The sequence below is a fragment of the Synechocystis sp. LKSZ1 genome, assembly GCF_040436315.1.
In the GTDB taxonomy this organism is placed as follows: Bacteria; Cyanobacteriota; Cyanobacteriia; order Cyanobacteriales; family Microcystaceae; genus Synechocystis.
Genome location: NZ_AP031572.1, coordinates 3,153,904 through 3,166,439 on the forward strand (window position 1 = coordinate 3,153,904; position 12,536 = coordinate 3,166,439).

Annotated in this window: 10 protein-coding genes; 6 read left to right on the forward strand and 4 right to left on the reverse strand. The window is 52.7% G+C overall.

All coding sequences use genetic code 11. The annotated features are described in order from the left end of the window. Positions 1–7 precede the first annotated feature (7 nt). The gene (locus ABXS88_RS14290; RefSeq protein WP_353672719.1) at positions 8–706 is read right to left on the reverse strand and encodes a Crp/Fnr family transcriptional regulator; all 699 of its coding nucleotides are present in this window, start codon (positions 704–706) and stop codon (positions 8–10) included. A gap of 176 nt (positions 707–882) precedes the next feature. Between ABXS88_RS14290 and ABXS88_RS14295 the strand changes: the two genes are divergently transcribed. The 6 genes from ABXS88_RS14295 to mfd all read left to right on the forward strand — a co-directional run bounded on the left by ABXS88_RS14295 (position 883) and on the right by mfd (position 9,320). Beyond that, positions 883–2,055 carry an AI-2E family transporter gene (locus ABXS88_RS14295; RefSeq protein ID WP_353672720.1) on the forward strand — a complete coding sequence of 391 codons (1,173 nt, stop codon included), beginning with the start codon at positions 883–885 and terminating at the stop codon, positions 2,053–2,055. A 5-nt stretch (positions 2,056–2,060) separates the two neighbouring features. Further along, complete coding sequence (locus ABXS88_RS14300; RefSeq protein WP_353672721.1) at positions 2,061–2,357, forward strand: hypothetical protein; 297 nt, start codon at positions 2,061–2,063, stop codon at positions 2,355–2,357. Between the two features lie 85 nt (positions 2,358–2,442). Further along, on the forward strand, positions 2,443–3,462 hold the full coding sequence (locus ABXS88_RS14305) for an FAD-dependent oxidoreductase (RefSeq protein ID WP_353672722.1): 1,020 nt from the start codon (positions 2,443–2,445) through the stop codon (positions 3,460–3,462). Further along, a complete protein-coding gene (locus tag ABXS88_RS14310; protein ID WP_353672723.1) occupies positions 3,452–4,447 on the forward strand; it encodes a YihY/virulence factor BrkB family protein in 996 nt (331 codons plus the stop codon). The genes ABXS88_RS14305 and ABXS88_RS14310 overlap by 11 nt, the downstream gene beginning before the upstream one ends. Before the next feature lie 138 nt (positions 4,448–4,585). Beyond that, entirely contained in the window at positions 4,586–5,665 is a 1,080-nt protein-coding gene (gene fba, locus ABXS88_RS14315; RefSeq protein ID WP_353672724.1) for a class II fructose-bisphosphate aldolase, read from the forward strand. Positions 5,666–5,840: 175 nt separating this feature from the next. Next, the gene (gene mfd, locus ABXS88_RS14320; RefSeq protein ID WP_353672725.1) at positions 5,841–9,320 is read left to right on the forward strand and encodes a transcription-repair coupling factor; all 3,480 of its coding nucleotides are present in this window, start codon (positions 5,841–5,843) and stop codon (positions 9,318–9,320) included. Positions 9,321–9,376: 56 nt separating this feature from the next. Here the strand turns inward: mfd and ABXS88_RS14325 are convergent, their stop codons facing one another. From ABXS88_RS14325 to psbD, 3 genes are all read right to left on the reverse strand, one after another. After that, positions 9,377–10,018 carry a hypothetical protein gene (locus tag ABXS88_RS14325; RefSeq protein WP_353672726.1) on the reverse strand — a complete coding sequence of 214 codons (642 nt, stop codon included), beginning with the start codon at positions 10,016–10,018 and terminating at the stop codon, positions 9,377–9,379. Between the two features lie 12 nt (positions 10,019–10,030). Then, complete coding sequence (locus ABXS88_RS14330) at positions 10,031–11,233, reverse strand: class I SAM-dependent methyltransferase (protein WP_353672727.1); 1,203 nt, start codon at positions 11,231–11,233, stop codon at positions 10,031–10,033. Between the two features lie 156 nt (positions 11,234–11,389). Beyond that, positions 11,390–12,448: a photosystem II D2 protein (photosystem q(a) protein) gene (psbD, locus tag ABXS88_RS14335; RefSeq protein ID WP_353671912.1), complete on the reverse strand. Its 1,059-nt coding sequence runs from the start codon at positions 12,446–12,448 to the stop codon at positions 11,390–11,392. Between the last annotated feature and the right edge of the window lie 88 nt (positions 12,449–12,536).

Sequence of the window (12,536 nt, forward strand, 5' to 3'; positions counted from 1 at the left end):
ATTCAGTCTAGGAAATGAGGTTTTCGAGGTCTTCGAGGTTAGGGATGCGGATTTGATCAGGCTCCCGGAAAATTAACCCCCGCTTTTCGAGCTTAGTAAGGGAGCGGGTGACCGTTTCTCGAGCTAAGCCACTGATACTGCTCAGTTCCCGATGGGGGAGGTTCGGAATCAGGGTTCCCTGGCTGGTGGAGCTGCCTTGGCCCTCGGCTAGAAAAAGGAGAGTATCGGCGACTCGGGCCAAACTTTCGGCTTCCCGGAGACGCAAGCGACGATTTAACTGGCGTAACCGTTTGGCGATGAGCTGGGCCAGATGAATACCAGCTAGGGGTTCAGCCTTGAGGAGAGCAAAAAAATCCGGCGCAGGAATACTGCAAACTTCTACACTGGTTAGGGTAATGGCGTCCGTCGAGCGGGGGGCCTCTTCAATAGCAGCCATTTCGCCAACAATTTCTCCCTTGCCGACAATATTGAGCGTAACTTCCTTGCCATCGGCATTATGGGTTCTAATTTTGACCCATCCCCCCAAAATAAAATAGACCGCCCCCCCCCAATCGTGCTCCAGCAAGATAACTTGATTGGCGGGATGCTGACGGATGGAAAAATGGGTTAAGTACTGGGCCAGGGAATCTTCTGAAAGGCCCTTAAAAAAGGGGATCGCTTCCCTCAGTTGTTGAATTTGTGCAGGGGATAGGGGGGTATCATCCATAAATGATGAAGGGAAAAGAAGACAAGGGGTAGTTTGATTTTACGCGATGCCTGAAAAAGCTGGGTTTTCTCAAGGCAGAAAAATTCCCTTAGAATGATGGAAGTATTGGCAATTCGTTGCGTTAAGGGCCCTAAACCGGGGCATTCGGTCAGCTTTCCCACGGATTAATAGCGATTATGGTTCATTCCCGCTCTTCTTCGTCACACCAGAATTGGTTATTTAAATGGTGGGATTCCCTCAATTCCCTGACCCGCCTACTGGTACTGGCCTTGGGGGCTCCCCTGATGGTACTCAATGCTAGGGCCCTGTCAGCTATTTTTGGCTATTTTCAATCGCTGTTCGTCATTATTTTACTGTCAGCGGTCTTTTCCTTTCTGTTGAACTACCCTGTAGCCTGGTTGGAAAAAAAAGGGATTCAGCGTTTGTTTGCCGCGGGCCTGGTGTTTCTGCTGACCTTGATCTTGATTATTGCCGTTGGGATTACCCTAGTCCCGTTGGTGTTTACCCAGGCCCAGCAATTGGTAGCTCGGCTACCCGAATGGTTAGATTCAGGCCAGCGCCAATTAATGTTGTTAGATGAACGGGTAGCGGTCTTAGGTTGGCCGATTAATCTCGATGGCTTGATTACCCAGATTAATACCCGCTTGGCCAGTCAGATCCAGGGGTTAGCGGGCAGTACTCTCAACCTGGCGCTTAACCTGACGGTGTTTACCGTTGTCCGTCTGCTGGATGTTTTACTGACGATAATCCTCACCTTCTACCTGCTCCTCCACACCGAAGATATTTGGCAGAGTATTATTGGCTGGCTCCCCCTCCGGCTCCAGCAACCCTTTTCCCAAACCCTACGCCGTAGTTTTCAGAATTATTTTCTCGGCCAATTAGTTTCTGCCACCTGCATGGCCCTGGGCCTGGTGCTGGGTTTTCTACTCCTCAAGGTTCCCTTCGGCCTGTTGTTTGGTCTGACGGTGGGGTTAATGGCCCTGATTCCCTTCGGCGGTTCCGTTGGTATTGCCCTGGTCACTTTTTTGGTGGCCCTGCGAGATATTGGCATGGCACTGCAATTGCTGGCGGTGGCCCTGGTGATTCAACAAATTGTGGAAAATGGCATTGCACCGCGGGTATTGGGCAGTGTGACCGGACTGAATCCCTTCTGGGTCTTGATTTCTCTGCTAACGGGGGCCCGTATTGGTGGCCTGTTGGGGGTGATTGTGGCGGTTCCTTCAGCGGTGATGATTAAAGAGGCCTTAACTGCCATGCGTAGTCTGGAAGCCTTACCACCCCAGTCTCTAACGACTAGCAATCTTTACTTAGTGGAAGAGGAGGCCCATCCGCTTCCCCCCAATAGCTAATCGCCATGTTATTCACCATCGGCCTGATTGTGCTGGCCCTTGCGGCTTTACTCTTGGTTTTCGAGCTTCGTACTTCCTATGTCACCCACGGCGGTGAAATTGGTCAGGTGCCAGTTCTGAGTGCTGTGATCCAAGTGCCTTTACTCGTTATGGTCGGTTTGTGGCTAATCACCAAAGCAAAACCTGCCTTGGCTTTTCCTGGGTGGATTTATCCTCTCCTCGGTGTTGCTCTTGCCCTGATCATTGGTTGGCTGATTATCAAAATTGGCGATCTCGGTAGAAGGAGGGAGAGACTCAAATGACGGCTAACCAGTCAATCAACCAACTTAATGGCAGACGATGGGCCTTATTGGAATATCTCCAACCGGGAAGAACCGAGGATAACAGATGACCTTAGGAACGACGGTGAATAAACCTAACTGTTTGATTGTCGGAGCTGGAATCTGTGGTCTGATCGTCGCCACAATTTTGCAAGGCCAGGGTTGGCCTGTAACCGTCCTCGATAAAGGTCGAGGGCTTGGCGGTCGCTTAGCAACCCGTCGTCTTCGCCATGCCGATCAAGTGGGGTGTTTTGACTATGGTGCCCAGTATTTTACTGTTAGCCAACCCGCGTTTCAGGCCTGGGTTGATCAATGGCAGGCGGCCGGCGTGGTGACGCCCTGGGGCCAAAACTTTGCCAAGGTGGATGGGACGATTCGTCAAACCGACAAAGTGGCCTACCGGGGTTTGTCGAGTAATCGGGGTCTGGCCCAGTATTTAGCCCAAAATCTCACGGTGTTTCATCCCGTCCGGGTGGAACGGCTCTGTTGGCAGAAAGGCCAATGGTGGCTCGAAGGGGATAATGCCCAGGACTGGCAAGCCGACATTGTTGTTTTGACTCCTCCGTTACCCCAATCCCTAGATCTGTTGGCCCAATCCCAGATTGCCCTACCGACAGACGTCGATCAAGCGTTGGCCGCTGTGAGTTATACGCCCTGTCTGGCCCTGTTGGCCCTGTTGGAAAAACCAAGCCGCATTCCGGCCCCTGGGGGCCTCTGGGGAACCGGGGAACCATTAGTCTGGCTGGCCTGCAATGAAAATAAGGGAATTTCGCCCCAGGGCCATGCCGTTACGCTCCACGCCGGCCCTCAATTTAGCCAGGCTTATTTTTCAGCCTCGGAGGCAGAGATCACCGCATTTCTACTGGCGGCGGCCGCTCCTTGGTTAGGTAGTCCTCCCCTGACAACCCACCTGCACCGTTGGCGTTATAGCCTCGTCACCAACCCTTATCCTGATTCCTATCTATCTCTAGACCAGCCTGGGCCGCTTTATTTGGGAGGGGATGCCTTTGGGGCCGGCAAAATTGAAGGGGCCGTTCTTTCTGGCCATGCCATGGCTGAGCAGATTCTCTCCCATCATGTTCCCTAAGCACCTCCTCGCCTTCCTAGTTCAGTTCTGGCAGACCCGGCTATGGCCCAGTCGGGGGGTACAACTCCTCTGGCAGACTTGCCGTAAATGGCAACGGGATGATTGTCTGGAAATGGGGGCCGCCCTGGCCTACTACGCCTTTTTTTCTCTATTTCCGCTCTGTTTGGTGATCCTGGGGGTTTTGGGTCGGGTACTCGGCCCTACCACTGATACCTACCGTCAACTGCTCACCCTCGGCCAACAGGTACTTCCTATGGAGACCCATACCCTGGCTGTCGAGGCTTTGAATAATCTCAATCGCAGTAGTTGGGGGGCCGGCGTAGTCGGCTTTTTACTCCTGCTCCTCGCTGCGAGCAAGATTTTTGAGGCCCTGGGCCGGAGCGTGGATAAAATCTGGCGGGAAACTCACCCGGTTCAGGTTTCCCCCAGTTTAACTCAAAACTTAGTACAAAGCTTACGGAATAAACTTTGGGCATTTTTACTGGTATTTAGTACTGTTTTTATTCTATTACTATCTATGCTGGCTCAGCTCAGTCTCCAGCTAATCACAGCTCTTTTACAAAGTTTAGATGCCGGCCTACGTCAACAAATTCCAGGCTGGGGGCCCAGAACCCTAGAGCACTGGATCGTGTTGGAAAATATCCAGCGAATCGTTGCCTACAGTCTACTGACAGCAATTATCTTAGTTGCCTTTAAACTATTGCCCAATCCTCGTCTCCTCTGGCGCGACATTCTACCAGGAGCCTTGCTTACCTCCGCTCTGTTAATGGCCCTGCAATCAGCAGTGGGGAGTGGCATGATTAGTCTTGGTAAACATTTTCAGGCCTACGGGGTGATTGGCAATGTGATGGTGTTATTGCTCTGGATTTATCTCACCTTCGCTATCTTTTTTTGGGGGTGTGAATTCACGTTTGTCTATACGCATCTATGGGGGAGTCGGCGGCTTCGGGGAAGGCCCTGCCATCATCCTCAGTTCAAACCTTGACTTACCACAGACATTGGGTTTTGGAAAAAAAATTTCGTTAAAAATTGTCAAGGGGAGGAAACTAGCTTAAGATTGAACGAATATAAAGCTAATGTTACGGCTCACCCTAAATTTAGGCATTAAACTAGGAGGACACTTATGGCGCTCGTACCTATGCGGCTGTTGTTAGACCACGCAGCCGAACATGATTATGGTATTCCTGCATTTAACGTCAACAACATGGAGCAGATCCTTTCGATCATGCAAGCTGCCCATGAAACCGACAGTCCCGTTATTTTGCAAGCTTCCCGTGGGGCCCGTAGCTACGCTGGAGAAAACTTTCTGCGTCACCTGATCGTGGCGGCTGTAGAAACCTATCCCCATCTCCCCATTGCTATGCACCAAGACCACGGCAATAGCCCCGCCACTTGCTACTCGGCTATTCGCAATGGCTTTACCAGTGTGATGATGGATGGTTCCCTGGAAGCCGATGCGAAAACCCCGGCTAGTTTTGAATACAACGTCAGCGTTACTGCCGAAGTCGTGAAAGTCGCCCATGCCGTTGGGGCCAGCGTTGAAGGAGAACTGGGTTGTTTAGGTTCCCTCGAAACGGGCCAAGGCGAAGCCGAAGATGGTCACGGTTTTGAAGGCAAACTAGACCATTCTCAACTGCTCACCGACCCCGATGAAGCCGTCGAGTTCGTAGAAAAAACCCAAGTTGATGCCCTCGCCGTTGCCATTGGTACCAGCCACGGAGCCTATAAATTTACCCGCAAGCCCACCGGTGAAATCCTGGCCATCAGCCGCATTGAAGAAATCCACAAGCGCCTGCCCAATACCCACCTGGTAATGCACGGTTCTTCCTCCGTTCCCCAGGAATGGATTGACATGATTAACCAATACGGTGGCTCTATTCCCGAGACCTACGGTGTGCCCGTGGAAGAAATCCAAAAAGGCATCAAGAGTGGTGTCCGCAAGGTGAACATCGACACCGACAACCGCTTGGCCATTACCGCCGCTTTCCGGGAAGCCGCGGCCAAAGACCCCTCCAACTTTGACCCCCGCCACTTCCTCAAGCCTTCTATCAAGTACATGAAGCAGATTTGTGCGGAACGTTACCAACAGTTCTGGACTGCCGGTAATGCCAGCAAAATCAAGCAAATGACCCTCGATGAGTACGCGGCCAAGTATGCCAAAGGAGAACTGGCCGTCACCTCCAAAAAAGCGGTAGGCGTCTAGATCAATCCTGAATTTTCCCTAGATTGATCCTTCTTCCTTGAGTTTTGGCCCCCATGATTACCATGGGGGATTTTTATGGCCCTAGGGTAAAACCGCCAGACCAAAGGGTCAGGAACCGGGCCTGGACTCCATCGGGAGAGTAAGATCGAACAATGCCCCTTTTATCTCCTTGGCTATGACCCTTTCTTCCGTGCTACGTCACCTAGAAAAATTGCCCCTAGCGGTGGAATTGCGCCAAAAATTACAAAAACAGCGCTCCCTCAAGCTGAGTGGCATTGCACGTCTACCCAAAGGGTTGGTGGCGTCAAGTCTGGCCCAATCCCTCCAACATCATCTCTTAGTCGTTACAGCGACCCTGGAAGAAGCCGGGCGTTGGGCCGCTCAATTGGAACTAATGGGCTGGCGAACGGTTCATTTTTATCCCACCTCCGAGGCTTCAGTCTATGAAAGTTGGGATGCGGAACTAGAGATGACCTGGGGCCAAATGCAAGTCTTGATGGCCCTGCAACAACCGAGAGAAGGCAAGGCTATTGTTACTACGGAAAAGGCCCTCCAACGACTTCTCCCCCCTGCCGATTGCTTTCACCGGGCCTGCCTAAATCTGAGTAAGGGCCTGAGCCTCGATAGCAAAATTCTCGATTTAACCCTGGCCCAATTGGGGTATGAACGAGTAGCGGCGACGGAAACTGAGGGCCAATGGAGTCGTCGGGGGGATATTGTGGATGTGTTTCCCGTAGCGGCAGAATTACCCGTCCGGTTGGAATGGTTTGGTGATGAACTGGAACGGTTGCGGGAATTTGATCCAGCCAGTCAACAATCCCTAGACTCGGTCGAACAGTTGACCTTAACTCCCCGTGCTTTCGAAGTCCTGATTGAACAGCAGTTACGAACTCAGGGCCTTGAGCTTGAACCTTACTTTAACGAAGATGACTGGGGCCAGTGGCAGACAGGCCAACGTCCTGAGGGACTCCTACGGTTACTCGGCTTGGCTTTTGAGCAACCCGCTTCCCTGTTGGATTATCTCCCCCCTCAAACCCTGGTGGCCTTTGATGAACCCGAACAATGCCAGGGCCATGCGGACCGCCGTTGGGACTACGCCGAACAGGATTGGCAGGCCCTGCAACAGCCCTCCTTACCGCCCCTACACCAACGGTTTGAAGAGAGGGTACAGCAGGTGCAGGCTAACTTCCTGAGCTTAGAACTCAGGGAACTCCACGACAGCAGTGAATCCGATAGCCTTGACCTCTCCAGCCGTCCTCTGCCAACCACGCCCCATCAATTTGCCAAATTAGCGGAAATTTTGCGGGGTAAACGGGAAATTTATACCGGCATTAGTCTTGACCGCTACGCCACTTGGCTGGTGTCGGCCCAGCCCTCCCGCACCGTTTCTCTCCTCCAGGAGCATGATTGTCCGGCCCAATTTATTCCCAACCCCAAGGATTACCCGGCCATTGAAAAATTTCAGATCCAGAAAACTGCCGTGGCCCTCAAATACGCTGGCATTGCGGAGCTAGAAGGCTTCATTCTGCCCACCTTCCGCATTGTGGTGGTGACGGATCGAGAACTCTTTGGCCAGCACGCATTAGCCACCCCAGAATACGTCCGCAAGCGTCGTCGGGCCGCCTCCAAACAAGTCGATATCCACAAGCTTTCCCCTGGGGACTACGTCGTCCACAAAAGTCATGGCATCGGCAAGTTTATGAAGCTAGAGGCCCTGGCTACGCGGGAATATCTGGTGATTCAATACGCCGACGGCCTGCTGCGCGTCCCCGCCGATAGTTTTGATAGTTTGTCCCGTTACCGCCACACCGACCGGACACCGCCGCAACTCCACAAACTGGGCAGTAAAACCTGGGAGGCCACCAAGGCCAAAGTCCGCAAGGCCATTAAAAAATTGGCTGTTGATCTGCTCAATCTCTACGCCAAGCGGGCTAAACAGAAGGGCTTTATGTTCCCCCCGGATACCCCTTGGCAACTGGAACTGGAGGACTCCTTTCCCTACCAAGCCACCCCTGACCAACTCAAGGCCGTCCAGGATGTCAAGCGAGACCTCGAAAGTGAGCGCCCAATGGATCGTCTGGTCTGTGGGGATGTGGGCTTCGGTAAAACTGAAGTGGCTGTCCGGGCCATTTTTAAGGCTGTCACCAGTGGTCATAAGCAAGTGGCCCTCCTGGCCCCGACCACCGTCCTCACCCAGCAACATTACCACACCCTCAAGGAACGTTTTGCTCCTTATCCTATCACCGTGGGCCTGCTGAATCGTTTCCGTACCCTGTCCGAGAAAAAAGAGATCCTAGAGCGCCTGGCTTCGGGGGAACTAGATATTGTGGTGGGAACCCAGCAAATTTTGGGTAAATCCGTCAAATTTAAAGACCTGGGACTATTGGTAATTGATGAAGAACAACGCTTTGGGGTCAACCAAAAGGAAAAGATCAAAAGCTTGAAAACGGAAGTGGATGTCCTGACCCTAACGGCGACTCCTATCCCCCGCACCCTCTACATGTCCCTGTCCGGCATCCGAGAAATGAGCCTAATCACCACGCCGCCCCCCTCCCGTCGCCCCATTCAAACCCACGTTTCTCCCTACAATCCTGAGGTGGTTCGTACTGCGATTCGTAATGAGTTAGACCGGGGGGGCCAGGTTTTTTACGTAGTGCCGCGGATTGAAGGCATTGAGGAACTGGCGGGCCAACTCCAGCAGATGATTCCCGATGCTCGCCTAGCCATTGGCCACGGCCAAATGGAGGAATCGGAACTGGAAAGCACTATGCTGGCCTTTAATAACGGCGAGGCCGATATTTTAATTTGCACCACGATTATTGAAGCGGGACTGGATATTCCTCGGGTCAACACCATCATTGTGGAAGATGCCCAAAAATTTGGTCTGGCCCAGCTTTACCAACTGCGGGGCCGGGTGGGCCGCTCCGGCATTCAGGCCCATGCCTGGTTACTCTACCCCAACAAACGAGATTTGACAGAAACGGCCCGGCAACGGTTACGGGCCCTGCAGGAGTTTAGCCAACTGGGTTCGGGCTATCAGTTGGCCACGCGGGATATGGAAATCCGGGGCGTAGGGTCTCTGCTGGGGGCCGAACAATCGGGGCAAATGGAGGCCATTGGCTTTGAGTTGTATATGGACATGCTCCAGGAAGCCATCCGCGAAATCCAGGGCCAAGAAATTCCCAAGGTGGAAGATGCCCAAATTGATCTGCAAATTACGGCCTTTATTCCCAGTGACTACATGCCCGACCTGGAGCAGAAAATGGCGGCCTATCGTCGCATTACTGCCGTGGAGTCAGCCCAGGCCCTGGTCAAGATTGCCTTAGAATGGGCCGACCGCTATGGCCCTCTGCCCAACCCCGTGGAACAACTCTTTCGGGTGGTGGAATTAAAACACCTGGCCAAATCCCTGGGCTTTTCACGAATTAAACTCGAAGGCCATCAAAACATTGTTCTCGAAACCCCCATGGAAGAGCCGGCCTGGAAACTCCTGTCAGAGAACTTGCCCCAACATTTGCGGACTCGCTTTGTCTATAGCCCCAAAAAGGTGATTGTGCGGGGTCTGGGGGTCATGAAACCGGCCCAGCAGTTAGAAAACCTCGTGGATTGGTTCAAAAAAATGAAGGGTGCGTTACCCGAAGCCCAGGATGGCTAATATCCCATCTCCGAAACCTGACTACACAACTGACCCCACCTAGGCATTTGGGTGCGTTATTCCTGTTTTCCCATTAACTCTGGTCGTCGTCCGGGCGCGTTTTCAATGGCCGCCAGGGCCGCTCGGGAGCCAGCTAAAATATCCCGTTCCTCACCGCCTAGATAAAGTCGGCCAAAGCTACCAATAGAACTCACCTGCAAAATATTAATCAGGGCCGCTTTTTCTGCTTCGTTGGCCGCAAGGGAAGCGTAGGCTGCTGGCTGAACTTCCAGCACAAATAAAGTTTGACCCGCCAACAGCATTTGGCCGCGTCGGTTGCGATTGATCAATTGGGCCTGGTAGGCATCAATGTTGCGAATGATCTGACTCGATACCACCTGGGGTTTGAGACAATCATGGGGCCTGGCCCCGAGGTATTGCAAAATGGCCTGGCCAGCGGCCCGCACTTCCCCCTGGTTACTGGAGTGAATTTCCAACAATCCGTACAAACGCTCAACGAATAGAACCCCCGGCCGAACAACCGCTGACTTGAGGGCAATATCCGTAATGCGATTAATCTCGATCCCCGGCGACACCTCCACCCAGAGGGAGCAGTCCCCCGGTAGGGGCAAAAAACCCACCGCCACTGTGCCAATATAGGCGGCATGTTGAGGTTGTAGGCTATCGAGATAAACGTAACTCCGCAGTTCTAAACCCATGGGGATTGATTTCTAGGCATCGGGGGGATTCACCGGAAAGAAAAATTCAACCCCTTGGTCGATGAGGGCCTGGTTATTGGCGAGGATTTCCCGCTTGAAGTTCCAGGCCAGGACGTAGTAAATGTCCGGCAGTTCAGTTAATTCCTTTTCAATCACCAGGGGAATGTGCATGCCCGGAGAAATCAGGCCCCGGCGCAATTCATTTTTTTCCACCAGGCAATCGAGGTACTGAGGGCCAATGCCAAAGTAGTTGAGCAGGGTATTGCCCTTAACGGGGGCCCCAAAGCCCCAAATGCGCTTACCGGCCTGCTTCGCTTGCTCAAGGTAGGCCAAATTCTCCGTTTTCATCTGTTCAATCCGGCGGGCAAAGTCTAGATAGGTCTCAAAGTCATTGCTTTTTTCGTCTACCTCAGCCTGCCGCAGAGCCAACAAGCGTTCGCTGGGTTCCCGCCGGCCCTGGTGGGTAACAAAGCCCATAATCGAGCCGCCATGGATTGGAGCCAAGTAGGCATCAAATAGGGAAAGGCCATGGCGATTCAGCAGGACTTCGATGGTTTGCAGATTATAGTACAGTAAATGTTCATGATAAATCTGGTCAAAGGCCAGGTTTTCCACAATGCGCTTCATGTAAAGAAACTGCACCACAAAGACCCCGTCCTCTGCGAGAGCCTCGCGAATGCCCTCCGTCACGGAATGGAGTTCTTCAAGATGGAAAAAGACGCCCGCCGCATTGATCACATCAAACTTACGGTTGAGTTTCTTGACGACGTCTAGATTAAAAAAATCATTCAGGGTCGGCACACCGGCATCGTTGGCAATCTTGGCCGTGGTTTTGGAGGATTCTACCCCCAGCACATCGTAGCCCAGGGCCTGGAAATGCTTGAGTTGGGTACCATCGTTGGAACCAATATCCAACACCGATTTTTGAGCTTTGTCCGCTAGGAACCGTTGATCAACTTCCTCGGCAATTTTGCGAAAATGCTCACTCAGGGATTTCGTCACACCCGACAAGTAGGTATGATCGCCAAACATGATTTCTTTTTTGACGGTGTAATCCAACTGGGCCGTACCGCAGTCCTGACAGTACAGCACCCGTAGGGGATAGTAGGGTTCCTGCCCGACTTCCTCTGGCCGCAGAAAATGGTTACACCAGGGTTGTTTCCCCAGGTCAATGGCCAGGTCTAGGTGGGTAGAATCACAAACACGACATTTCATGAGCAATCTGGAGGATGCGAAGGGAGTCGGCTCAGCGAACAATATTGCCAAAAGCCTTATCATCTTCCCATGTTTCTTGGCCTCCTCGGCAAAAAAATAACCCCCAAACGGGGGCTATCACCAATTATCGAGAGTGTGTTCGCACCAGAGCAACGCTTAGAGCGCGTTACCACGGGGCAGAACTTCTTCGGGGAAGATGAAGTTTTCGTGGGGTTGATCTTGGGGGGCCATCCAGGCACGCATCCCTTCGTTCAACAGAATATTTTTGGTGTAGAAGGTCTCAAATTCAGGATCTTCCGCTGCCCGTAATTCCTGAGAGACAAAGTCGTAGGCCCGCAGGTTCAGCGCCAGACCGACGATGCCCACAGAACTCATCCACAGACCCGTCACCGGCACAAACAGCATGAAGAAGTGCAACCAGCGTTTGTTGGAAAAGGCAATCCCAAAGATTTGAGACCAGAAACGGTTCGCCGTCACCATGGAGTAGGTTTCCTCGGCTTGGGTCGGCTCAAACGCCCGGAAGGTGTTGGCTTGGTCACCGTCTTCAAATAGGGTGTTTTCCACCGTCGCACCATGAATAGCGCAGAGCAGAGCACCGCCCAGAATCCCGGCAACGCCCATCATGTGGAAGGGGTTCAGCGTCCAGTTGTGGAAGCCTTGCAGGAAGAGAATGAAGCGGAAGATACCAGCGACGCCAAAGCTGGGAGCAAAGAACCAGCTAGATTGGCCCAAGGGGTACATCAGGAAAACACTGACGAAAACCGAGATGGGGCCAGAGAAGGCAATGGCGTTGTAGGGACGAATGCCGACCAGACGGGCAATCTCGAACTGACGGAGCATAAAGCCGATCAGACCGAAGGCCCCATGGAGGGCAACGAAGGGCCACAAACCACCAATTTGACACCAGCGGGTGAAGTTACCTTGGGCTTCAGGCCCCCAGAGGAAGAGCAGGGAGTGACCAAAGGCATCCGCAGGAGAAGAAACGGCAACGGTGAGGAAGTTAGCCCCTTCGAGATAGGAGCTAGCCAAACCGTGGGTGTACCAGGAGGTAACGAAGGTGGTGCCGGTGAGCCAACCGCCCAGGGCCAAGAAGGCGCAGGGGAAGAGCAACAGACCAGACCAACCGATGAAGACGAAACGATCGCGCTTTAACCAGTCATCAAGGGCATCAAACCAGCCTCTTTCCACTGGGGCGCGTCCGACTGCAATAGTCATGGGCGCGAATCTCCAAAAATTATGAATAATTACGAGATAGCTGACTTCTCTACCTCTCTCCAGCGGTTTAGGCTTAAACAGGCCACCC